General features: G+C 59.1%; 25 protein-coding genes and 1 pseudogene. 20 read left to right on the top strand and 6 right to left on the bottom strand.

Translation table 11 applies throughout. The annotated features are described in order from the left end of the window. The first annotated feature begins 205 nt into the window (after positions 1-205). The 4 genes from HCN58_RS05555 to HCN58_RS05545 all read left to right on the top strand — a co-directional run bounded on the left by HCN58_RS05555 (position 206) and on the right by HCN58_RS05545 (position 2,852). Positions 206-1,243, top strand: a complete 1,038-nt coding sequence (locus HCN58_RS05555; RefSeq protein ID WP_171578342.1) for a hypothetical protein — start codon at positions 206-208, stop codon at positions 1,241-1,243. A 422-nt stretch (positions 1,244-1,665) separates the two neighbouring features. After that, positions 1,666-1,797 (top strand): hypothetical protein, encoded by a 132-nt coding sequence (locus HCN58_RS36720; protein WP_283814534.1) that lies wholly within the window; start codon positions 1,666-1,668, stop codon positions 1,795-1,797. Between the two features lie 84 nt (positions 1,798-1,881). Further along, positions 1,882-2,217, top strand: coding sequence for a hypothetical protein (locus HCN58_RS05550; RefSeq protein ID WP_171578012.1), 336 nt, complete (start codon positions 1,882-1,884; stop codon positions 2,215-2,217). Positions 2,218-2,567: 350 nt separating this feature from the next. Beyond that, complete coding sequence (locus HCN58_RS05545; RefSeq protein ID WP_171578341.1) at positions 2,568-2,852, top strand: nucleotidyl cyclase domain-containing protein; 285 nt, start codon at positions 2,568-2,570, stop codon at positions 2,850-2,852. Positions 2,853-3,079: 227 nt separating this feature from the next. On the opposite strand, the gene HCN58_RS05540 is transcribed toward HCN58_RS05545, so the two are convergent. Beyond that, a complete protein-coding gene (locus HCN58_RS05540) occupies positions 3,080-3,748 on the bottom strand; it encodes a DNA/RNA helicase domain-containing protein (RefSeq protein ID WP_235983451.1) in 669 nt (222 codons plus the stop codon). Positions 3,749-4,426: 678 nt separating this feature from the next. On the opposite strand from HCN58_RS05540, the gene HCN58_RS05530 reads away from it, so the two are divergent. The 3 genes from HCN58_RS05530 to HCN58_RS05520 all read left to right on the top strand — a co-directional run bounded on the left by HCN58_RS05530 (position 4,427) and on the right by HCN58_RS05520 (position 6,147). Further along, positions 4,427-5,392 (top strand): hypothetical protein, encoded by a 966-nt coding sequence (locus tag HCN58_RS05530; RefSeq protein WP_171578338.1) that lies wholly within the window; start codon positions 4,427-4,429, stop codon positions 5,390-5,392. Positions 5,393-5,445: 53 nt separating this feature from the next. Next, the gene (locus HCN58_RS05525; RefSeq protein ID WP_171578337.1) at positions 5,446-5,766 is read left to right on the top strand and encodes a HigA family addiction module antitoxin; all 321 of its coding nucleotides are present in this window, start codon (positions 5,446-5,448) and stop codon (positions 5,764-5,766) included. A 90-nt stretch (positions 5,767-5,856) separates the two neighbouring features. Further along, complete coding sequence (locus HCN58_RS05520; protein ID WP_171578336.1) at positions 5,857-6,147, top strand: hypothetical protein; 291 nt, start codon at positions 5,857-5,859, stop codon at positions 6,145-6,147. 229 nt (positions 6,148-6,376) lie between these two features. Here HCN58_RS05520 and HCN58_RS05515 read toward each other — a convergent pair whose 3' ends face one another. Continuing rightward, positions 6,377-6,646: a hypothetical protein gene (locus HCN58_RS05515; RefSeq protein ID WP_171578335.1), complete on the bottom strand. Its 270-nt coding sequence runs from the start codon at positions 6,644-6,646 to the stop codon at positions 6,377-6,379. A 204-nt stretch (positions 6,647-6,850) separates the two neighbouring features. Here HCN58_RS05515 and HCN58_RS05510 point away from each other — a divergent pair, with 204 nt between their 5' ends. Next, positions 6,851-7,624: a hypothetical protein gene (locus HCN58_RS05510; protein ID WP_210265874.1), complete on the top strand. Its 774-nt coding sequence runs from the start codon at positions 6,851-6,853 to the stop codon at positions 7,622-7,624. Between the two features lie 170 nt (positions 7,625-7,794). Here the strand turns inward: HCN58_RS05510 and HCN58_RS05505 are convergent, their stop codons facing one another. Both HCN58_RS05505 and HCN58_RS05500 read right to left on the bottom strand, forming a co-directional pair. Next, positions 7,795-8,448 carry an SOS response-associated peptidase gene (locus HCN58_RS05505; RefSeq protein ID WP_235983395.1) on the bottom strand — a complete coding sequence of 218 codons (654 nt, stop codon included), beginning with the start codon at positions 8,446-8,448 and terminating at the stop codon, positions 7,795-7,797. 64 nt (positions 8,449-8,512) lie between these two features. After that, complete coding sequence (locus HCN58_RS05500) at positions 8,513-8,851, bottom strand: hypothetical protein (protein ID WP_171578333.1); 339 nt, start codon at positions 8,849-8,851, stop codon at positions 8,513-8,515. Positions 8,852-9,208: 357 nt separating this feature from the next. On the opposite strand from HCN58_RS05500, the gene HCN58_RS05495 reads away from it, so the two are divergent. Next, positions 9,209-9,934: a hypothetical protein gene (locus HCN58_RS05495; protein WP_171578332.1), complete on the top strand. Its 726-nt coding sequence runs from the start codon at positions 9,209-9,211 to the stop codon at positions 9,932-9,934. A 104-nt stretch (positions 9,935-10,038) separates the two neighbouring features. On the opposite strand, the gene HCN58_RS05490 is transcribed toward HCN58_RS05495, so the two are convergent. Then, a complete protein-coding gene (locus tag HCN58_RS05490) occupies positions 10,039-11,148 on the bottom strand; it encodes a hypothetical protein (RefSeq protein ID WP_171578331.1) in 1,110 nt (369 codons plus the stop codon). 348 nt (positions 11,149-11,496) lie between these two features. Here HCN58_RS05490 and mblB point away from each other — a divergent pair, with 348 nt between their 5' ends. From mblB to HCN58_RS05460, 6 genes are all read left to right on the top strand, one after another. Beyond that, positions 11,497-12,648, top strand: coding sequence for an anti-phage 6A-MBL system MBL-fold protein (gene mblB / locus HCN58_RS05485; protein ID WP_171578330.1), 1,152 nt, complete (start codon positions 11,497-11,499; stop codon positions 12,646-12,648). A 4-nt stretch (positions 12,649-12,652) separates the two neighbouring features. Continuing rightward, complete coding sequence (gene cap2-3, locus HCN58_RS05480) at positions 12,653-14,959, top strand: anti-phage 6A-MBL system cap2_3 protein (RefSeq protein ID WP_171578329.1); 2,307 nt, start codon at positions 12,653-12,655, stop codon at positions 14,957-14,959. Positions 14,960-15,078: 119 nt separating this feature from the next. Then, a complete protein-coding gene (locus HCN58_RS05475) occupies positions 15,079-15,768 on the top strand; it encodes a hypothetical protein (protein WP_210265873.1) in 690 nt (229 codons plus the stop codon). Continuing rightward, entirely contained in the window at positions 15,765-16,898 is a 1,134-nt protein-coding gene (locus HCN58_RS05470) for a T6SS phospholipase effector Tle1-like catalytic domain-containing protein (protein ID WP_171578328.1), read from the top strand. Before HCN58_RS05475 ends, HCN58_RS05470 begins: the two co-directional genes overlap by 4 nt. Next, positions 16,895-17,638, top strand: a complete 744-nt coding sequence (locus HCN58_RS05465) for a hypothetical protein (protein ID WP_171578327.1) — start codon at positions 16,895-16,897, stop codon at positions 17,636-17,638. The genes HCN58_RS05470 and HCN58_RS05465 overlap by 4 nt, the downstream gene beginning before the upstream one ends. A gap of 11 nt (positions 17,639-17,649) precedes the next feature. After that, entirely contained in the window at positions 17,650-18,012 is a 363-nt protein-coding gene (locus HCN58_RS05460; RefSeq protein ID WP_171578326.1) for a hypothetical protein, read from the top strand. Positions 18,013-18,244: 232 nt separating this feature from the next. Here the strand turns inward: HCN58_RS05460 and HCN58_RS05455 are convergent, their stop codons facing one another. Beyond that, on the bottom strand, positions 18,245-18,676 hold the full coding sequence (locus HCN58_RS05455; protein ID WP_171578011.1) for a hypothetical protein: 432 nt from the start codon (positions 18,674-18,676) through the stop codon (positions 18,245-18,247). A 31-nt stretch (positions 18,677-18,707) separates the two neighbouring features. On the opposite strand from HCN58_RS05455, the pseudogene HCN58_RS37370 reads away from it, so the two are divergent. From HCN58_RS37370 to HCN58_RS05435, 5 genes and pseudogenes are all read left to right on the top strand, one after another. Then, positions 18,708-18,869 (top strand): annotated as a pseudogene (locus HCN58_RS37370) (response regulator); the annotation flags it as partial. 149 nt (positions 18,870-19,018) lie between these two features. Beyond that, on the top strand, positions 19,019-19,720 hold the full coding sequence (locus HCN58_RS05445) for a hypothetical protein (protein ID WP_235983393.1): 702 nt from the start codon (positions 19,019-19,021) through the stop codon (positions 19,718-19,720). Next, on the top strand, positions 19,717-19,998 hold the full coding sequence (locus HCN58_RS35570) for an ATP-binding domain-containing protein (RefSeq protein ID WP_311966776.1): 282 nt from the start codon (positions 19,717-19,719) through the stop codon (positions 19,996-19,998). The genes HCN58_RS05445 and HCN58_RS35570 overlap by 4 nt, the downstream gene beginning before the upstream one ends. Before the next feature lie 714 nt (positions 19,999-20,712). Beyond that, the gene (locus tag HCN58_RS05440) at positions 20,713-21,333 is read left to right on the top strand and encodes a glycoside hydrolase family 25 protein (protein ID WP_171578324.1); all 621 of its coding nucleotides are present in this window, start codon (positions 20,713-20,715) and stop codon (positions 21,331-21,333) included. A gap of 250 nt (positions 21,334-21,583) precedes the next feature. Continuing rightward, a complete protein-coding gene (locus tag HCN58_RS05435) occupies positions 21,584-22,741 on the top strand; it encodes a DUF3616 domain-containing protein (RefSeq protein ID WP_171578323.1) in 1,158 nt (385 codons plus the stop codon). The last annotated feature ends 262 nt before the right edge of the window (positions 22,742-23,003 follow it).

The following is a 23,003-nucleotide window of genomic DNA, read 5'->3' as shown; positions in this document are numbered from 1 at the left end:
TACCGGCGATTTGGTCTACAGGACGTGATTCTTCCTGATTGGTGCCGTGCGAACCGCTGCAATCGCGTCACACTTTGCAGCAGTTGCGCCGCTCGCAACGTTGCGCCTATTGGGAGACGGTCGGGGCAATATCCTCATCCTAGCCTTGGACGCACGCGACGGCCCTCTTCGGGCCGTTTCCCGTTGGACGCATTAGGTAGTTAAGATGACTAAGACTTCAAACCTTCATGATCCCAAATTTTGGGCCACTGCCGATGCTCTCAAAAAAGTAGGCGATTTAAAGCTTTGCTTGGCAAACTCTTCAGCGGATGCTTGCGAAGGTCCGATTATCAACGCGCATACGATACCCCGCAGTCAGCTTCAGCGCATCGCAATCAATAGCCACGTTTATGCCTTCAAAGGCAATCTTCCTACGCTTGCAAAAAACGAGGGAAAGCTGGAAATAGGTAAATTTGGCACCTCTCAATTCTCGGTACTAAAGTGCTTTTGCGCCAAGCATGATCGTGAAATATTTTTGTGCGTTGAGAACGCGGCTCTTGAGGGAACTGACGTTCAGGTGGCTACCCTGAATTATCGTGGCGTTGCATCAGAGGTCTACCGCAAGATGCGAAGCTTAGCCACCTTCGAACACGCCTCTATGATCGATGAAAGGGTCGTCGAAAATGCGTTTAAGCAGGAAATTGTCGATGCCTTTCTCCACGGCTCTAAGCTGGGCCTGCTGGACATAGGCCGAACCTTCTCTGACTGTGAGCGCAGTATATTTTCTGTCAGCCATGACGATGTGAGTTCGCTCATCATTCAATTTCAGCGTCCGCCGGGGGTCATGAGCGTCGGCGGGTTTGGCCCTGAATACGATTTCAACGGCCGCATGGTTCAAGTGTTGGGCATCGATGAGACAAAGTATCAGCACGCCACGATATCTCTCCTCGCAAATGATGAGGGAGCATTCTTTGTGCTTGCTTGGCTGAAAAAAGAGACGGCTGCTCTACGACTTGCTCAATCTCTTATTTTACAGGATCCCAAACGCTATACCACGCTGATCCTACAGCTTGTGTTCGAGTATATCGAAAACACGTGTATGAACATTCCTTGGTGGGATGGCCTTAAGGAGGTCGAGCGCAACGTGCTGACGCGGCGTATGCAGGATGCAGTGTCCACAAGCAATAGGAGCAACTCGCTCACCTATGGCGGCATGACGTTCGACGACTGGGGCTACAAGAGCCACAAATTCAGCAATATCTGAGAGAACTTTGCGCAAGATTGTCCTAAATAGGCTCGGGACGCACAAAAGTCTCTGCTCGCGGGTCAAATTGGCAGAGGTCAGGGATTGGGCCAGACCAAGAGCGCGACGAAAATCGCGTCATCGCCTGTGCGCGCAAATGGTTAAAGGAATACGCGTCAACGGTAAGTCTCGTTTGTATCGGTAGGCTCGCCAGCCAAGATAGATCGGTACACCAGAGGACCTTTTGACGCAATTAGTTTGCGGAAACTACCGACTGAGCAATACTGATACAGGGTCTGTTTTGGGCTGTATTCGAGGAAGGCCATATGGGAGTTTTCGCATAATCAGGAAACTGCGGCGACAACAGCGCAATCAATATGGTTCAATACTGAATTCGTTATGCTGCTTTATGCCGTTAGTCCATTCATGGATGATTGCCCGCAATGCAGCAAGCCTACTACACCTCGACCGTCGCCGATTTTCTGACCAAGCCCGTGCAGGCGGTTCTAGGGCATTTAGCCGAACATCATCCGCATGACCTCGTTCCGCTACAACGCAATGCTTGGATCGCCTAAATCGGCCTCTTGCAGAGCGAGCTACGCCGAGTTGCCAGGGGTTGGATCGCTCTCGAATTTTCAATCCCGCGTATGGGAAAGCGCGTGGATGCCTTGGTTGTTTTGGACGGCATCATTTTCCACATTGAGTTCAAAGTAGGTGCAGAAAAATACGACGCATCGGCGGTCGATCAGGTCATGGACTATGCTCTAGACTTGAAGAATTTTCATGCTGGCAGTCATTCGCGACGGATTGACTCGTCTAGGGCCATGTCTGTCACGGAAGCCACGCCCGAAGTCGCCGACCTGGACCTCGCGGCGGACCAGGTGATAGCAGCCTGCGGCGGCGAGCCGAGGGAGGCGGTGAAGTCGCTCCTGGTCGCGAACGATTTTTTGGAACGGCAGCTTGACGAACTCCGCGCCAAGGTGTCGGCCGGCTAGGCGCCCAAAAAAGGTCATAGGCGCCCTCCGCAAACAAGGGCGCCTATGACTGACGAGGGCGCCTATGAACGGAAGGGGCAGCCCTGTTCCGGTCCCCGGTACGGACGTTTCCGTAGCCGCACCGGGGGAGGGAAAAATTGCTGCGGATAAGAATGCTTTTTTGCGGCCCCCGGGAGAGGAAAACTGACCAGAATAAGAATTCGTTTTTGGCGATGGGCCGCCGGACGCCCTCAGCCTCGCCGTTCCCACGTCCGACAAACTTGTACATAGTTGCGGCGGGGGATTGAGGGCTGGCCGAAGTGCAGCCAATCCGGGTAGGACGCAGGTTATCGGCGATACTAGCCGCTGATGTGGCCGGTTTTTCTCGTTTGATGGGCCTCGATGAGGTCGGCACCGCTCGCATTCTTCGTGAACACCGTAGCGTCACTGATGCACTGCTTGCAATGCATGGTGGTCGGATCGTCAAGACCACGGGAGACGGCTTGTTAGTCGAATTTCCCTCTGTGGTGGATGCGGTCGAGTGTGCCGTGGCGGTGCAGGCGGTGATGGCCGAACGCAACGAAAGCGTCCCTCAGGACCGGCGCATGTTATTCCGAATTCTCGATCCGACGCTTACGCTCTTACTTAGCGAGTGACAATCCGATTTTCCTCGATGGTCATAGCCGGCTTTGCGATGGGATGCGGTTGGCCGGTGTGCCTGAGGACTGACTGATTTTTCAATGATGCAACGGGTGTGGCAATGCCAAAAGGCAGCGTAGGCCGCCTCCCCGAGGGAGGGGAAAATTGCCGAGCATAAGAATTCTTTTTCACCGAAAGCCAAGTCGCGAGGGCAGCGGCACCGACCATGCTGATCGAACGGCAGTTAAGTCGCTTCTAGCCCGCAATCTAGAAGAAACTGAAATGTTGCTTCGTATTGAATTGGCTGACGCGTGGGATCATTTGGATTGCCCCTAGGAACATAGACAATCATGCCCTGGCGAGCCCTTGTCAGCAGGACGCGATAAGCGTTGGCCAAGTATGTTCGACGGTGTTCATTGTTAACGTTTTGCCAGGCGGAGCCGCTAAATTTGTGATGGGACCATTTTCCATCGACTATCCGAAAGTCTGCTTCCCAACAAACGCCAACCCAATCGAGTTCTAAACCCTGGATATCAAATTCGGTAGCGGGGTCTTCGAGATAATACGACGAACGCACGTCACTCTTGTCATTGAGGAACCAGTGAGTGGCACTGAGGTCTTGGGATACGTTCAATCCCTCAGGCTTGAGCCTATAAGCGCCCGATGACGCGACCAGCCCAAATCGTTCCGAACCTCGGGCCCGAGATCGTAACCAACTCCACGCTCTTTCAAGGTCGCGTGTCACCGCAATCGGATAGGTGGCTTTTATCTCTTGGTAGAGCGCGCGGGCGCTTTTATCTTCCCCTGCAATGAGCGCGCCAACGAACTCTGATACTTTCTCCGCGCGAAATGAACGCACTGATACGGCAAGATGCAACGCATCACGCGTTTCGTGCCTCAGGCCCGCAAGCATACCGGCCAAATCTTGCCCCCAATGATAGTCGCGGTGATTGAGTTGGGGAGACGTATATATCAGCCAATGGGAAATCGCTTTCTGAGTGCTTCAAACCATTCGGTTAGACCGGCTTCACCGGCGTTGATTTCTTGACCTCCTCCAACCAAGCAGACAATGGTGCACCACTCCTGATGCCGATCCATCACGCTGATGAGAAATTCAGGCTCTGAGCGGTTCAGCGATGCCGTCCGTGGTCCAACGAAGTTGATCCAGTAACTCCGGTTGCGCCTTCGTCGCAACGACGATTGGGACAACCCGAACCTCGCAGATGCGCGAGGTCGAAGCTCGCGCCCCGCTGCGCGACCGCGGGCATCCGGATCGTCCGTGTCTGGTCGTCGCTGCCTAAGCTCCAGTGGCGCGGTACGATCGTCTGGATACCGCAGTCTGCGGACAGATCGAACGCGACGGCGCCGTGATTCACCAATCCCCCACCTACTCGCCTGTCCGTCCGGCTATCTCGCAAGCGCGCCGCCACGCAGGCTCGGACCCGGAACACCTAAGCCCCGGCGTTTTCGATAGCAATTGCAGCGTATTGGCCCTGCCGCGGGTAGAATAAGACGCCGCGGGACCTCGAGCTGACCGAAATCTTTTTCCCGAAGCCTTGCAATGTCACACCATGTGATACATATTGGAACTATGACCTTTAAGCCGCAGCCAGAATTGCTCGAAGCTGTCCTTGGTGAAGAGACCAAAGTCTCCTTGCCAACGAACAAGGCTGCCGTATTCGTCAGCTTCCATCACAGGCACGCCGCCGACGTGGCACGGCTTGTCTCGGCGCTGACCGAAGACAAGAGGCTCAGACAGAAGCACTTCTGGTCGATTTTCGACCATTCCGACATCAAGCCGGCGTCGCTGTTGCTGCCTGAACAAGCGAAAGTCCGTGAGGCTGGTCGCGCTGCAGGCAGGCCGTTCTGGCAAAAGCATGCGCAAATCGACGAAACGTACATTTCGCGAAAGCAGATCGACGCTATCCGCGACGAGGTCGCCGACGTCTGGAAGAGCATCTTGCCGGATCCGGCTATCCTCGCCGGAAACCACGATGTCCCGGAATACATTCTTCCGGAGCCCGACCCGGAGCTTCTCTTCCGTCTCTGCCATGAGATCGCGCATGTGCATCTGTCCGAGACGGATGTTCAGCGCATCGAATTGGCGGTCAAGCAGGCCATCGAAAAGCGGGCCCGCCGTATTCAAAGGTTCGTCTTCAGGCGGACCCGCGCGTACCTGCGCGGCTACGACGCGGTGCGCGTCGCAATCCACTGCTATCGGGTGAGAACCGGAATTTCTCCTCCTGGAACCGAGCCGAACTGGACGGCGTGTTCGTCCAAATCAGCCTCGATTCCATTTTCTGAGGAGAAGTACCATGAACACGTTCGCCGACGAGCGAACCGAAGACGTTTTCCGCGGCCGGCACCGGACGGATGTGCCCGAAAGCGTCGCACGCCGAGCCGCCAGGCAAATCGACATCCTGCTCGCAGCCGCAAAGCTGGAGGATTGTCGAATCGCCGGACGGGGACGCATTGCGAAGCGCCGCAACACCGCGCCACCCACCTTCTGCTGCAACACCGAGGGCCGGTGGTGGATTACGTTCCAATGGCAGCATGAAAAGGCTGTCAACATTGCGCTCGAAGACACAGGCTGAGAAGACAGAGGCCGACATGACCGAACGACGCCCGACCAATCCGGGTGAGGTACTCCGAGAAGAGTTCCTCATCCCTTGCGAGATCACCCAGGACGAGCTCGCGGAAGCGATGGGCGTATCGCGCTTCCGCGTCAACGAGATCGTCAACGGCAAACGGGCGATCACCGCAGAGACCGCGATCCTGTTGAGCAAGGCGCTCGGCACGTCGGCCAAACTATGGATGAACCTGCAGATGGCGGTCGATTTGTTCGACGCCGAGAAGAAGCTCGCGGGCACGGCCGATACGGTTCGCTGTCTTCTCCCGGCGACGGACTTCGTGGCGGAAATGCCGGCTTAGGCCAGTCGCAGCAGCGCCGGGTTTTCGCGCGCGCCCCTTCCGGCGGACACATCGTCCGTCCAAGCCCACCAATGTTCCTGGATTGCCGTGATGAAGAAACTTCTCTTGGCCGCCGCGGCCCTGATCGCGCTTCCCGTCGCCTCGCATGCCGCCTACACCGAGTGCACCGTTCCGAAGGAAACGGAGCTGGCTAACCGGCCGGGCGGGCAGACCGAGCCGCGTTGGCTGCCGATCGAGAAGGGCCAGAAAGTCGCGATCCGCGACACGTACCGCGACTGGGTCTTCGTCGTCCATTTCGGCAAGGATTCAGGAGAGTCCGTGTACGGCTGGGTCCAACGCAGCGATCTTGCGAACTGCAGGGCGAGGGAAGGCACCCCATAGTGCGTAGCTGCAGCCCGCGCGGGAGGTGCGCAGGAGCAGGGATTGCGTTGTCGCGCCACGGTATCAGGCGCATGGACAGCGATTAGGATCCCGAGCGCGAAGCCGAAGCGGCGATGAAGCTGGCCGCTACGAAAGGGCTGGAGCGGCAACGCTGGATCCGCCTGGCGATGGCATGGCGGGAAGTCGCACGCGCGCGTTCGCCCGAAGGTGCCCACTCCGAAGCCGCGGCCTAGTCGGAATCCGGCGGACACTCGGGGCAGGTGTCTCCGATTGAATCCAGCACATCTCTGATCTCAGCGACTGCCCCTTCCGGCGAGATGCCCGGCGGCGCATCCAGCCGAGCCAGTTCGAACGCGCGCTCGCGGGCGTGCGGGTCGGCGCGGTCCTGCATCCAGCCGTGCTCCTCGCACTCGCGAACGGCGCCGGCCTCCTGCAGCACGGAGATCGCCCAACCGCGCAGCGTCCGGATCGCCGGTCGTCTCTCCTTCGTCATCAGCATCGAGGTAGCTCCTGCCTGGACGAATCCTTGTGCCGCCCGCGTCGTTCCGGCTGGTAACACACAGCAGCGATTCCGATTTGCCCGGTCTACGCTTTTCCACTGTGTTCCGCCCCATCGCCAGCGGCGTCAGTCGCGCGCCCGAAGAGCGGAACGAAAGGACCGTAGCCAAGTTTTTTCCGGATGACGCCGAAGAGGTTTCAGTCGATGGTCGAACTGCTTAAGGACGCCATCACGCGTGTTCCGTCCTTGCGTTTCGCGTACGGCGCGGTCGGCATCGCCGCGGCCGGCGGACTCGCTGCAATGATCCTGGGTCAGAGCGAGGCGGCAATCGTCATATGGGCGTTGGCGTTCCTGGCGACCGTCCTGGTTACGGTTTTCGCGAAGACCATCGGAGGTCGAACCGCAGGTCGACCCTTGGCCGGTGTCGTGCTGATCAATGCTGTGGTGGTTTTCTTTTGCGTCTTCCTTCTGCTGACGATCACCGCGTTCATGGGCCTTGGTCCCCGCGTCTGGGCGAACTTCCTAGAGGTAAGCGACCAGCCGGAGGTGACCGCGTTTTCGCAGCCCGGTGGCGTGGTCAATTTCGGGTGCGAGGCCGGAAATACCGTCTCGGCGGAATACAGGGCTCCGCAAGGATATCGCATCCTCAACGCAACCGTCGAACCAGTCGATCCTCGGGCAGCGAAGACGGTCACGCCGCGCCTGCTTTCGAACGACGGCAGGATCGCCAAAGGACAGGTCGAATATTTCGGTCGTGATCGGACCTGGCTCCGCAACTGCGAGGGCGGCGGTCATGGAAGCATGCGGATCAAAGGCGAAATCGTGCGCGAGGAATCCAACACGTGGCTTTTGGTTTGCTCGTTGTTGGGCCTCGCACTGATTATAGGGATAATCACGCTCTTCGGCTCGGTCCCGCCGCCGGACTCGGGGTCGCGAACCCGCAGGGTTCAGTCCACGCTCCAAGCCAAACCCGGCTAGGCCGACAGGCTGCCGCTCGCCGCTCCGGATGACGGGCCAACGGAGGTGTGCCCGAAGATCGGCTTCAATCGCGCCGTCGAGATGCACGAATGCGGCGATCAGCCGGGAGGAGGGCCGGCTCGGACCTGCGCCAGGTGCGAGGATCATTGTCCCGTCCGCCAGCACCGATCTCAACCCGCAACCTTGTCTTCCTTGTCCGCGCCGCGCATGACGATCTTGAGGGAGTCGTCCGGCAACGGACGCTGCAGCGCCTTCGCCTCGTCCCAGGGCGCACGCATCCACACGTCGCGCTCCTCCTCGGTTGTCAAAATCACCGGCATCGCTTTCGGATGGATCGTCTCTACAACGGCGTTCGGCGATGTCGTCAGGAAGCCGTAGACCAGGTGTGGTCCGGGGATCGGCTTCGACTTGGTGCCGCGGTCGCCCCTGAATTCGGTCCAGATGCCGGCGAAGCAGAACAGCGGGCGACTTTCGTCGAGCGCGAACCAGACGACGTCCTTCTTTTTGGTTTCCGGGTTCGGCTCGGGCGCGTATTCGGCGAAGCTGTTGGCCGGCACCAGGCAGCGGCTCTCCGGCTTCAGCCAGCCGCGCCAGTGCGGGGACGACGTGTTGCGGATGTTTGTGACCGGCGGGCCGCCGGTCCTGGGAGGCGAGGGCATGCCCCAGCGCATCAACACCATCTCCTCAGCGTCACCAGCATTGCGCACGACAGGCGCCGGATAGTCGGGGAAGACGCCCGGCATCGGCGGCAGGTTGCCGACGTACCGGTTCATTTTGCGGAAGAGGCCGGCGATCGCGGCCTGGTTCGTAGTGATGGAGTACATATGCACATCAGCGCTCTTCTTCCGGATACCAGGGTTCGAATTCGAGGGTCTTTTCCTTGCGTAGTCACACGATGTTGGCGGCCGGGCGCCGGCCGCGCAGCGCCTCGCTGCAGTGGCGGCATCGTAGCGAAGCTTCAAGTTTCCAGATGGGCGTGTCGGGCTTTCGGTGAACTTGGTTGACAGCGCTCAGATCGATGATCGAGTGCGTCGAACAGCGGCGGCATTTGACTTCGACGTAGTAGAAGCCGCCGGAGATCGCTTCGGCGGTGGTGGGCGAGGGCTGCACCGGGCCGCCGAAACCGATCATCCGGTAATTCCAGGCCTGGCGGGTCTCGGCGGCGGCCTCGCGCAGCTTCTCGGCCGCTTCCTTCTTGGCGGAATCCGCCTTCATCTCGGCGGCCATGATCCTGCCGCCAAAGACGCGGCTCGGATTCCGCCGTCCCACACATCACCTCGCTGATGCGTCCACGTCCCGCTGCGGGGACCGGATCAGGCCGGTTTCGGAATCGATGATGCCGACGATTTCGCAGACGCGGGTGAAATCGAGGACCGCGCGGCGGTCTTCGAGGACACTGGGCCTTCGGCCTTCGACAACACGCAGGGCAGGGCGTTGACGGGTTTTGGTCATGCTGCCAGCATAGAAACATGAGGAACACAAGCAAGGACGGCAGCCAGCCCCCAGAGTGCTGACTGCAATCGCGGCCGCGCTTATACCAACGCGGGCCGTCCCCCTAACCAAATCACCTCCAAAGCGAGCATCATGAAAACGAGCAAGTCGCCGCACGAACGCATGGAGGCGCTTGAGCGCTGGTCGGCCGGCGCCACGTTGGGAATCCTGGTCGGAATTCTAATAGAGATCGGCATCCTCTGGAAATTCGAACACCACCCGGGCGAGGCGAAGTTCTGGTTTTCTATTCTGGCGAACGCCCTCATCGGCATCGGGCTCGCGATCGAGTATTTCTGCATCCGCTGGACGATCATCGCGTCCAAAGAAGCGGAGGCCGAGAACGACGCAAAGCTCGCGGCGGCACTCAATCGAGCCGCTTCCGCGGAGGAGGACCTCGTCGCGTTCCGGACGACAAGGCGTCATGTGATCGGTCCGCAGCGAGCCGAGCTCACAAGCTTGACGCGTCCATTCGCCGGGACGGTCTTCGACAGCGCCATGAGCCATTTCGAACGAGAGATCGGCGACATCCTGTGGGACATCGAAGAGGCCCTTCATGCCGCCGGCTGGCAACAGATCGATTGGGCCGCGCCCGCAAACGCCTCCGCTATCCGGCGCAGCCACCGCCCCATTTCCGGGTCCGCCCTAGCTCAGAACGTGGAGATCGAAATCGACCCGAACCAGCGACAAGCCCTGCTGCCGGCGGCCGAGGCATTGATCCAGGCCCTGAACCAAAGCGGCATCGACGCCCGCGAGGCTCCGTACACCTCCGTCAACGGCAATCCGCACGCCGTACACATCATGGTCGGCCCAAAGAGATAGCGGAAGCTCCTGTCGTCGGTGGAAACGTCGCCTCCAGAGGCGAGGGCGCGACGACACCGTGTCTCCCTTTCCGCTCCACGAACTTCTTCTTTTGGGCAAGGCGATCACGGCCTGATCCGTAAGGCCGTCGTCGTGTCAGCGCAGAAGTATCCTACGCCGCAGGCGGGCTCGCTGCTTTGCTGTCGTGCGAGACCCCTAACGAACAGTCTGACGGTCTGCCGAATGCACCAGAACAACGGTAGAAAAATCGGAAGCAGCAGTTGGAACATAAGGAGGTAGGCGAAGAAGATGCAGATGGTCGGATCTAACCCGAGGCTCTCAGCGACCCAACCCGCGGCGGAGCCGATCAGCGTAGGATGCGTCACGAATATGTAGAGGAGGGCGAGATTGCCCACGGGACCGAGCGCTACGTTGCCGACTGTCCGGAGCGTTCTGTAAGCGTTTGCCGAAACGGCCCGGACGGATCCTCTGCTGGCGAACACATCGGCGGCGCGAGCTTCCTTCGCGAGAAGGCCGACGCCGCCGGCCATCGCGGCCACATCCAACGCGGCGCCACCGACGTCTCCCCACGTCAAGGAGCGCTCGCCTCTAACGACGATCGTCTCCACGTTCTGGATGCCGCCTAGAAAGAAGTTCTTTGTTCCGAGGACCACGGTTTGGAACGGCTTTCTTTTGGCACGACCGTCCACGATCTCGAATTCCGCGAGCAGTTCGGGCCCGCGCTCGTCCAGTTCGTGGATCGCCATGAGGCCGATCGTTTCCTTGTTGAGTTGCTCCGGCCATGTCGGCAATTGGCCTTGCCAGATCCGCTGCACGGCCCCGCTGAAGCCCTGACTGACCTGGTATTGCTTCGACCCGTTCTCGAAGAAATATCCGACGACCGGAACGACCTGATGACCGTAACGCTCGAAGACGGAACGGAATCGCGGATCTTCGCCGTATAGACCGAATACTTTCGTGGCCAGCGCCGGATATCGTCGGGCCGCCTCCATTGCCGGCAAGCCGTAGGCGACGCAGACCGAGAGAACGTCCAGATCGAGGCCGTCCATGTACGGCTTCGAGAGAGGACACTTGGAGCCGGGCTTGGCCGCCTGGTCAGCCATCGCCGTTCTCGCGGCTAAGTCCTTGAAATCTCGCCAGTCGGTCGCCACAGCGGACGCGCCCGCTACCGCGCCCGCCATCAAAAGGTAGGACACCGTGAGTTTGAGCGACATGTCGCGACTCCCGTAGCGTAGCCGGTGATTCGAACCAAACCAGCATAGGGCAAAACCGGTCGGACCTCGGCACGAGGTTTCGGTGACCATCGGATCGGATAAAGAGTGCAGCCACAATTTTCGAGCTCCAGCCGGCCCTTGCTGCATCCCTGCAGAACGTCTGCAGAACAAAATCTAGTTCCAGACGCCTAAAGGTTTAGCAATTTCATATATATAGTGCCCCGCAAAAATATTAGTAGCACATCTTGCGCTGTCACACTCGGCACCATATCTCAAAAGATGCGTCCATCCGATCTTCAATCGGGGGCATGGCCGTGGGTTTTCTTTCAATTCTCTCAAGGGATCGGAATGACCGCTAAGACAATGCATTTCCGGGTCGACAATGGGGACATGATGCTCATAGTGCTCGATTCGGGAAAGAGAATTCTCGTCGATATCGACATCCGCGCGGACGCCGACGACGAAGACACCGATACGCCCGACGTGGCCGGGCAACTTCGCAAGGAACTCGAAGATCTTGGTCGCGACTCCAAGGGCCGGCTCTACGTCGACGCGTTCCTCCTGACGCATCCGGACCAGGACCACATCCGCGGGCTGAAGAACCACTTCCACCTCGGACCGCCCGAGGACTGGTCGAAGGTCGCCGACAAGATCGTGATCCGCGAGCAGTGGTCATCGCCAATCGTGTTCCGCCGTGCATCCAAGAATCACACACTTTGCGACGACGCTTGCGACTGGTCGGCTGAGGCTCGCCGCCGGGTCAAGAAATTCCGCGAGGAGGGGACCCAAGCCGACGGAAACCGCATTCTCATCATGGGCGAGGACGTCAACGGCAAGACCGACGACATCGGTTCCATTGTGATCAAGGTGGACGCGTTGTTCTCTACGATCGCCGGGTCGACCGACAATTCCTTCGAGGCCCGTCTGTTGGCACCGCTCAAGGCCGATGACGAGGCGGAAGAGGAGCTCATCAGCAAGAACGACTCGAGCGTAATCCTGCGCATCGACCTGAAGGTCTCGAATGTCGTCAAGGCCAGGTATCTGATCGGCGGCGACGCCGGCGTCGCTATCTGGGAGCGCCTGTGGAACCGCAATAAGAACCGTGCCGAGCGTCTCGAGTACGACGTCCTGGTCGCTCCGCATCATTGTTCTTGGCGCAGCCTGTCGTTCGACAGTTGGTCCGACAAGGGCGAGAAGGCGAAGGTCAACGAGGCGGCGCGCAGCGCGCTGGGACAGGCGCGCGACGGCGCACTGATCATTTCCAGCAGCAAACCGGTGAAGGACGACAAGGACGATCCGCCCTGCATCCGCGCCAAGCGCGAATATCTCGACATCCTGGATGGACCGAACGGCGAGTTCAAATGCGTCGCCGATGGATCTGGAGACAAGCCGCTGGTCATCGAGATCTCGTCAGCGGGGCCCCGGGTAAAGCGCACCGCATTCGCCGTCAGCGTGGCGGCCGGCACCGGCATCGGCAGCCAGCCGTTGGCTCACGGATGATCCGATGCCGGAGGCGACCGCGGACGAAATACCCGTACCAGTCAGACGGGCACTGCGCCTCATCGAGGCGCATCCTTCCGTCGTCCGCGTAACCGCCGACCGCGTCGAAAACTCGGCGGCGACGCTCGCCGTCGTCGAAATCCGCACAGAGATGGCGAACGCCTGGCGCGCCGCCGGAGTCAGCCCTTCCGGCGTGCGGGAGATCGAGCCGGTTTCCTTGCTCTTCACGGCGGGCTATCCGCTCGGAGCACCCGGTATCCACCTCCGAAGCGATTTCGATCGCAGTCACCCCCACATCCAACCGTCCTCGAGGGGCGGCCCTCCGGAGCCTTGCCTGGTGGCTGGTTCCCCGCGCGAGATCCTGCGAGTGCGCGGCATGGGGGGACTGTTCGAACAACTCGTCGATTGGCTCGATAAGGCGGCCATGGCGCAGCTGATCGATCCGCAGCACGGCTGGGAGCCGGTCCGGCGAGACGGCATCGACGACGTCATCGTCGCCGACGCAGGTTGGCTCACCCGCATGCCGACGCGCGACGGCGGCTGCTTGGCCTTCCCGGCTTGGTACTACTCGTACGGCACGGGCCCTATGACACACAGGATCGGGCTCTCCGAGACCGCGCCCGTCGCCTTGGGACAGAACATCGTCGCCGAATGGCGCTTCGTTCGGGTCGGTGAGACCGGCTACCGCGGCAACACTCACGCGTTGGTCGCCTGGTCCGGCAAAACCGCTGCCGGTCAGCCATTCGTCGCCGACCGATACCTTCCCGAGACCGTCTCATCCATCGACGAATTGCTCGCCAGAGCCACGGAATTGGGATGCCGTGAATTCCTGGAGCCGAAACTCGGCATCCTACAGACTCGCGTATCTGCATCCAAGCTAAGGATGGAGCAGCCAATCGCGGTCCTGCTGCTCGCCCGGCGCCCGTGCGACGTGATCGGGACGGGTTCGCCGATCGAGATTTGCCCATACGTGGTCGAACTGCGTGGCAAGGACGCGCTTGCGAAGGGCAGCGGCAAGCCGGTGCGGAGCGCGATGCACCGCGAGGAGGTCTCGCCGGAACTGCTAAGGCGCGCCGCCGGCGACAACGGGAAGGCGCTTCGGCCATGGACGCTCATCGGATGCGGAAGCATCGGCTCGAAGATGGCCGTTCACATGGCGAGATCGGGGCGGGGCCCGGCGGCCGTGGTCGACAACGGCGTTATGCAGCCGCACAATTTCGCCCGCCACGGGATCCTGCCGTCGGGGAACATGGTCGAGAGCTTCTGGGCGATCCCGAAGGCGTTCTACCTCGCGGAAGCTTTGGCACCTTTCAAGCACCAGGCGGTACCGCACGATGCGGACGTCGTCGCGCATGCGTTCGACAACCGTTCGATCACGGCCATCATGGCACCGGACAGTTTTGCCATCGTCAACACCACGGGCTCGGCAAGCGTGCGAGAGGCCCTGGTGCTGCCGGGCGTCGATGCTGACCGTCCCCACGTGGTCGAGGCCTGCATGCTGGGGGTCGGAAGCGTAGGCCTCATCTCGGTGGAGGGGCCATCCGCGAACCCGTCGACGACCGATCTGATCTGCGAGGCATACCGCTTGATCCATGCGGATTCCGTTCTGAGGGGCGAAGTCTTCAATACGGAAGCCGAGGCCATCGCGATCGGCCAGGGATGTTCCGCGATCACGATGCCGCTGTCCGACGGTCGGCTGTCGACGTTCGCGGCGCCGATGGCTGAGCACGTGCTCAGACTGCAGCGGGAAGGGCTGCCGGGCGCCGGCTGCCTGCTGATCGGTCGTCTCGACGCGGACGGCTTGAACCAGAAGTGGGCGCGCATGGAGATAGCACCGCGCGTCATCGTGGGCGATGGAAATGCAAGCGTGGTGCGCCTGAGCCCTGACGTCGACGAGACCATCCGTCGCGAGGTCGCGGCGCGGCCCGGCTCCGAGACGGGCGGAATCCTGGTCGGCCGCTATTCGGACGTCACCAACGCCTTCCATGTCGTCGGGACGATGCCGGCGCCTCCGGATAGCAGGTTTTCACGGGACGAGTTCGTGCTCGGCACCGAGGGATTGAAACCCATGTTGCAGGATCTGATCGAAGGATCGGGCGGCGCCCTGTACGCGCTCGGTACCTGGCACAACCATCTTTTCCCCAGCGGACCGTCGGGACGCGACGTGAAGACCGCGGCCAAACTTTCGATCAGCCAGTATTTCCCTCTTTTGATGCTCATCCACACGCCGACGGGCTATGTCCACTTCACCGTAGAGGCCCTATCCGCTGCCGGAAATCCGGTAGCGCCGGGTAAGGAGGGCAGGAAATGAACAATCCTCTCGATGCATACACGACGAAGGCCAGGCTTGTTCCGGCGGTCATCGCCGGCGCGCCTGCCTTCGCATTTGCCGCCATCTTCGTCTCATGGGGCAGTCTCGGACTCACGCACTTGATCGCCGGAACCGCGCTCACCGTCTTGTTCGCGGCGTTCGCCGACGTGGCGCGCAGGCGAGGCAAGGCGATCGAACCGAAGCTGATCGAACGCATGGGTGGACTGCCGACAACCACCACGCTGCGGCATCGCGACGACACCTACGATGACGATACGAAGTCTGGCTTCCATGCGTTCATCGCGTCTAAGCTCGGGAAGCCGGCTCCCACCGCATCGGACGAGGCTGCCGATCCGGCCGCGGCCGACAAATATTATGCCCGCGGCGCGACCTGGCTACGCGAGAACACCCGCGACACGAAGAAGTTCGATATTCTGCTCAACGAGAACATAAGTTATGGCTTCCGTCGCAATCTGCTCGGTCTGAAGCTTCCGGGTTTCTTCCTCAACGCCGTGATCGTCGCGATCTGCCTCGCGATCTTCTGGCATCGCTGGCCTGTCGACCTGTCGAACACCTTCGACGCGAAGCTGCTCGCCGTGGTGGTGATTGCGGTTCTGCACGCGATTTACCTCGCGCTGTTCGTCACCGAAGCAGGCGCGTTCGAGGCGGCGCGGACATACGCGCGACAGCTCCTGCTGTGTACTCAGTCGCCGCACTTGGGCGGCACTCCTAAGCCCCCTAGCAGCCCGAGATCCCGCAAACCGAAGTCTGCCTCCCAGCAAGGGAGCACGGAAAAGGCATCATCATGAAGCGGCTCGCGATCTATCTCGACGGTACCTTCAACACGCTCAACAACAATACCAACGTTTGGCGGCTGAAGAGCCTGACGGCGGAAACCAAAGACCAGCGCGTCTACTACAGCCAAGGCGTCGGTACGATCCGCGGGGAAGTCATCCGGGGCGGCGTTGCCGGTTACGGCATCGATGATGAAATCATCCGGGCCTACACGTGGCTGATCGAGAACTTCGACGACGGCGACGAGATCTTCATCTTCGGATTCAGCCGCGGAGCGTACACTGCGCGCTCGCTGTCGGGACTAATCAGCAAGTGCGGGATCCTGCGGCTCGGCGCGCCCTTGTCGATCGAGCAACTCTACGCCAGGTACCGTCTCTACGTCGCGCCGACCATCAGATCGCTGCTAGGAAAGCCACTGGCGCAAAACGCATCGCTCGAAGAACGATGGCTCACGAAGTATTCGAGGCCGACCAAGATCAAGTTTGTCGGCGTTTGGGACACGGTGGGGTCGATGGGCATCCCGGTCAGCAGCGCCGAAGCCAAGGTCCACAAGTACCGGTTCCTCGACACGCACCTTCGCCTCGACAACGAGTATGCTTTCCACGCGCTGGCTCTCGACGAACACCGCGCGGACTTCGAGGCGACCTTCTGGACGCGGACCGTCAAGACCGGAGAGGCGGGAGCGCCCGAACGTCCAATCGAACACGTGGAGCAGCGCTGGTTCGTCGGCTGCCACGCGAACGTCGGCGGCGGTTACGCCAGCGATCCGCTGTCGCAGCGTCCTCTGGTCTGGCTCATGGAAAAGGCCGGCGCGCTGGGGCTTGCGTACCGGGACAAGGTCGAGATCGATACGACGGAAGCCGCGCCGCCCATCAACGATTCATATCGCGAGTTCGGGAAGGGATGGTACCACTTCTTCTCAAAGCGGTTTTACCGCTCGGTGGGCACCCCACCTGAGAAGGGTACGGCCGCGACGACGTCGCGCATCAACGAGACCATCGACGGCTCGGTGTTCGATCGATGGCGCAGCGACTCGACCTACCGTCCGGAAAACCTGGTGGCTTGGGCGCGGGCGAAGCAGGTCGATCCCGCCGAACTTGTCGGCGCGGTCATGGCCGCCGACCCGAAGGTCGGCGTGGCATGACGCTCGACATCCTCAGGCTGACCGTCACGAAGGATCTGCTCCGCCGAATGCAGAAGGAGGAGCGCTCGCTCTTTCTCGCGCTGGGCCACGCATCGAACCAGGTCAACGCGCTCTGGAAGCTGGTCATCATCCTAACCAACGGCGATACCGAGGAACCCGTGAAGCAGAGACTGGAAGGCGCGCAGACGCAGGTCTTCGTGCGGCTCACGATCGGCGCGATGTGGGAGGCATGGCGCCTCGTCGAAGACCGCTTCCTGAAGAGGCCGCTCGGGCGCGAGTATCTCCCGTTGTTGGACGCGCCGGCCAAGGAGGCGCTGGATCGACTCAAGAAGCGGTTCGGAAAGGGAAGCGGCCTCGCGACGATCCGGAACAACTACGCCTTCCACCATCCCGATGTCGACGATATCGACGCGGCTTTCGAGAAGGCGGCCAGCGAGGCCGACAGCGAAGAAGCCGACTGGGCCGTGTATTTCAACAAAGGATTGCTGAACACGTTCTTTTTCGTTTCGGATTATGTCCTCGTCCACGGAATGTCCGAGGCGTTGTCCGAACCTAATGTCAACAAGGCGCACCGCCAGCTACTCGCGGAGATGGCTCCCGTCGCGAGCGACCTTTCGGAATTCGCCTTCGGATACGCCGCCGCTATCTTCCAACGCCACGTCGGCGCGGAGCTGACGATGAAAGTCGTGGCGAAGGTGGATGACGCGCCAGACATCGACGGCATGGGTAAAGCGCGGTGATGAACTCGGCCATGCCAAGTATGATCAGCGTGGGGAGGAATGGCTGGCTTCCGAAACTTGGCGAACTGGTTTTTGCGCCGGTCGCAACGGTCGAGCAAGAAATCCTCGCTGGCAACGCAGCTGCTGTCTCTCGCGTGCGCAGTGTCGATAGCACCCCTTTATCTCGCGCGAAGCACGCGCAGGGAGACGTAGTTTCTGCCTTGAAAAAGGCGAGCGGCCTCATTCCGTTTCTGCTTTGGATTGGATCAGGAGACCAAAGCAAAGAAAGCAACTTCGTGGTCACCCCTGATGGAGAACGAAACCTTTATATTGAAGCGATCGATCTTGGATATTGGTTCGAGTGGAAGTCAGCTCCTGGACAATCGCGATGCTGACCGCGTCGCAATTGAGTCACTGAGCGCCGGGCGCATCGGAATCGTGCAAACAATCTGGAATAGGCAATCCAGACGAGATTGCTGCTAGACTGGTGTCCCGCAAAAAGTTGCTTCGAAGCTGGCTTGCGCCACTGCTCCGCTAAGCAATGACGCTTACGCTCTTTGACTCACGCTTGCTCACCGTCTGAATGGTTGCTCGACGAGAATAGATAGGACTTGGCCGTAGACTGTCTTAGGTGTTGTCATTGATGTCATCCCAGATCCGCCCGGTAGCGATGGGGTCGAGCTTGTCTGCCTGCATCAGGGCCCATTCCTGCCAGCGTGTGATGCGATCCGGATTGATGCTTTCGGCCTGTATGGCGATGACGGTGGAGACGAGAGCCCTAATAGTCTGTGCGCGCTGGTAGTTCTCAGAGTTGTCAGTTAGGCGCTTCAAGCGGTCAGCCTCCAGCTTGATGAGCCGTTCGCGATCAGCCGTCTCGGCCTCTAGCTTTCTTTTGATTTCGGCTTGTCGCATCTCCTCACGTCGCCGGATGGAATCTTTATAGACCCACTCAAGATGGTCTACGGTATTGTGTCTCGCCGACCACGATGATTTCAGCATCGATCGTGCTGAGTTGCGCTTCCAGCGGCTGTTCGTCTGTCCACGCGATGCGATCGTCACTACCGTAATCTCGTGTGTGGATGATGACTCAATGGTTCTTGAGGCTCTGCAGGATTTCTTGGACGCCTCAGGCTTCGATGTCGCCGGATTTTCGTCGGCGGAGGAGTTTTTGGCTCTTGGTCGACTCGATGCGACATCGTGTCTGATTACAGACGTGAGGTTGGGCGGCATGTCCGGTCTCCAGTTGCAGGACCATCCGGCGAACTCGGGCTTGCGAATTCCGGTCATCATCATTTCGGCCTTCGCGGCTGACTTCGCTCGAGGGGGAACGCCACGACGACGCACCTGCGCCTGCCATCGTCCTCTCAATCTGCGAATATCCTCCAGTTCGCTAACGCGGTATTGCGCAATCAAAGTCCGCTGCCGGTGACACCTGAAGTCAAGCAGGTGAGCTATTGGGCGAACGTGTTCCCCGCGACGGTGCATGCGGCGGTAATCTGGACATTCAGCACGCTGCGCAAAAAGGGTGTCGAGAAGCCAAGCGTCGCGGTGCTGTCGCGGAGCAACTCGCTGATTTCCGAACTGTCGGTGATTCTTTCGGAACCTCGCACCTACAACGATCGGCCGCTTTCCATCGTCGAGCATGATGTTGTGTGGGATGCGGAGCTGTCGGCTGCGGCGGCGGTCGTCGTCGCATCGATCCTAGAGTGGCCAACCGGGCCAGCCACGGAGAACCTGGCGCGGACGCTTCGGGTGATCGCCGGCTTCTACAAGCTGAAGAACGCCGAAGAGCAAACCAACACGGCAGCCGAGAACGCCCGGAAATACGACGAGGCCGCCACCAAGGTGGCGAAGGGCGAAGAACCGCGGATCAAGGCCGCCAAGGCATTGGTCGCCGCTCAAGCGGCCGGTTTTACGTTGATCGGCGAGCCGGTGGCGGACTGGAAGGCGGCGCGTCGGCTGCTTCAGAATATTCCGGCGCTCAGCGAGCTGTTCCGCGAGGTGCGGCTTGTGCGCCTCTTTCGGGCAACGGATGCCTTGGCGTCGGGCTTGGAGAGCGCTGGCTCGCCTCAAGCAGTTACGCGGGCGCGAGCGATCTGGTGAAGCGCATCCTCGAGCAGGAACGCCTCATCGCCGCTGAGCGCGACTCTCAGGGCGGTTGTATCTTGATGAATATACACAAAGCCAAGGGCAAGGAGTTTGATGGAGTTGTCTTGGTCGAAGGTGCTTTTAAGTCCGGCTTCTTCGATGAGCGCAACGAACAACCGCCCTTCGAGCGCAGCCGTCGATTGTTGCGCGTAGGGCTAACTCGAGCGCGAGTGCTAGTAACAATCGTGCGGCCTACGAATGCACGATCGTTGGTGGATCCGGTAGGGCTGTAATGGCGCTTGTTCAGCCGGCTCATCTTGCTGCGCCGATATTGTGACCAATTGCTGTATCGGCAATGTTGCAACGCAGTTCGCAGTTGATCCAAGAGGACTATTCGAGAATAGAACGTTGCTCTGCCAGAGCCGCGGTCTCTCGCGGATCGTCATCCAGGTTGAGATCGGACGGTCCGATAGGGCCAGCCGTCGTTAGGCTAGACATGGGCAGTATTAGACTGAACCGTCGTGTGCGAATTCGGGGAGACTTGTTAGCCGCGGGACTGCCAAGCTGCACCTCTGGAAACAAAAAATATTTCAGTCGGTAGCTTGAAATAGTTTTTCAACAGGTGCATTTTGCTTCGACCTCAACTTTTCTACGAAGTCAAAAGGGTTGAATTGCTCGGATTGCTTATTTTCGATTGATTTTGAAGGCGAGGAGCGTCTCGTCTGTTCTTGCTACTGCGATAGGCGAGCCAACAATCCGCGCGATATGGTTGAGATGGCAATGCCTACGCAGCTTTCCATTTCGGTGGGTGCAACAGAAACAACTACTATTCTGATTAAACTAGGAACTCGATCGGTGTTCTCTCCGGAATACCTAGTCGCGGGTAGCTTGGCTGCGACTCGTGACGTTTCGTCTTCGTGTTCCAGCGAGCGCCGAACTTTGTAGATGCTAATTCTGCCGGTCAACAGGATGTAATTTGCAGCTTTAATTAATTGGGGAGGGCAACGATGGCTTCTAATTGCGTAATCGATATATCGCATCATAACGGGAGTCGTCTTCGCTTTGACAAAGCGCGAGAAGATGGGGTGCTCGGTATCATCCAAAAGGCGACGCAAGGCGAGTCCTATGTGGATGCAACGTTCAAACGGAATATGACCGCGGCGCTGGAGGCTGATCTTTTGTTTGGAGCTTATCATTTTGGCACCGGAGCGAACGGAGTATCTCAAGCTCAGCATTTCCTCGATACAGTGCAGCCAGACAAGAATACCGTAGTGGTTCTCGACTTTGAGGATAATCCGACGGGCAGTAGTATGACGCTTGAGGAAGCGAGATCATTCGTTACTCACATTCACTCGGAGCTTGGGAGATGGCCAGGGTTTTATAGCGGTCACACGATCAAAAGAGCTCTAGGGACCGCGATCGATCCTGTTCTGAAAAATTGTTGGTTCTGGCTGGCGCAATATGGCCCTACAGCAGTTGTGCCGCCGTGCTGGAATGAATGGACGCTTTGGCAATATACCGATGGAGGCGTCGGTCCGACGCCTCACAGTGTTAATGGCATTGGTAACTGCGATCGAGAATTTTACAGTGGGACAACTGCTCAACTGAAAAGCTGGTGGGGGAAATAGCACTTCCATCGATGAGTCTTCCTTCGGGTTTCCGAGAGAATAGAGGTTTTCAAAAAAACGGGGCTCGATTCTCCTTCTAAAGTTTCTTCGGAGGCTCCCTTTGGGAGCGTAAACGACGGATGTGAAGCGTCATCCCGGGACCTATGGGATGCCTTCTGTAATCGACGGCGCGGACGTCGAATTCGTTCCAGGACTATAGTCGCCTGTTTAGTCCCGCCGCGCGGTCATGTTTGGTTATAAGAGCGACCCCATGCGGTTCATTTCAGCAGGAACAGTTGTGCTTCGAAAAACGCGGGCGGCGCCGTTTCTCTTAAGCGCCATCCTCTCATCGGTATTAATCGTCAGCGGCGTCAATGCTTCCTTCGGCCAGACCTTGTCTCCGGGCAGTCCGATGAAGGTCTTTGGTCGTTTTAAGGCACCTTCATCGGACAAGCATAGTAAGCCTCGGGGCATAAGTGGGATGGGGTGTCTCGGAAAAGCGGATGATGTTCGTCGTGAGTGCTTTGTTGTCAACGACGAGGAACGCTTTGGAGAAATTGCGACGCTCACCAAAGACGGAATAAGCCCAACAGGAAAAACGGTTGCATTCGTCGAGAAAGGCGAACCTGGCAAGGCCGTGCTGGGATCAGCCCGCGATCCGAGATGTCGTGACGAGACGGGAAATGTTGCAAAAGGCAAGTTCGACGAATTGGATGGTGAAGGGGTCGCAATCGACGGAGAGTTTGTATACGTGGCAAGTTCGCACTCTTGCTCCGGTAGCGGTAGATACAAGCCCTCGAGTTATTTGCTCGCACGCTTTAAGTTGAATAGCTCGAGCAGCTTCCCAGCAACACCCTATATCGAGCGCAGCTGGCGCATTGCCGACGCACTGCTCGACAGCGAAGTTAAGGAGGCCTACGGAAAACCTAAGGGGGAAGGCACAAACATCGAAGGAATCGCCGTCATCGGAGGGCGTCTTTATGTGGGATTGCGCACACCAGTAACAAGCGAAGCATCTTTCATCCTTAGTGCTCCGACCAAGGAGTTATTCGCGCCCGGCGTCGGAAAATTGAAAGACGGTCTGACAAAGACTATCAAGGTGAAGCTCGGCGCGAATACCGGCATTCGTGACTTGGCCGCCCTGGGTAACAGCGACTTACTAATACTTTCGGGCCCTACACTCGAACAGAAGGATGTCGAGTTCAAATTATGGCTCCTTGAAAAACCCGATTCTGGCGCACAGCTACGGCCGCTAGCGACTTTCGTCAAATTTGAAACGGGCACAAAAGGTGAGATCGCCAAAGCCGAGGCCATAGCTGTCCTGAGCCACGACGCTGGGCGTCTGAAGGTTTTAGTGCTTTACGACAATATCGATGAGGCTGCCCCAATGCAGCACGAGATTTCGCTCGACGGCTATACGCGCCAGTAAGTTTGCAAATATTCAGTTCAGTTAAGATTGGAACACTGAATGAAGAACCTCACATTTGCGTTCGTTGTATTTGTTGCAGTCGTTACGAACTGCCGAGCGCGCGCCGACTGTTACACTGATTGGCAAGCCTGCAGATCGGACGCCATGGATGAACAAAATACATGCGTAAGCGACTGCAGAGGCGACTATGAATGTAGAGCGGATTGTCGCGACTCACTAAACTCGGACTTGCGCGCTTGCTCAAACAAAGCGAACTATTGCC

This window comes from Bradyrhizobium australiense (assembly GCF_013114825.1).
Classification (GTDB): domain Bacteria; phylum Pseudomonadota; class Alphaproteobacteria; order Rhizobiales; family Xanthobacteraceae; genus Bradyrhizobium; species Bradyrhizobium australiense.
Note: the sequence above shows the minus strand (reverse complement) of the source record. Positions and strands in the feature narration are given on the sequence as shown.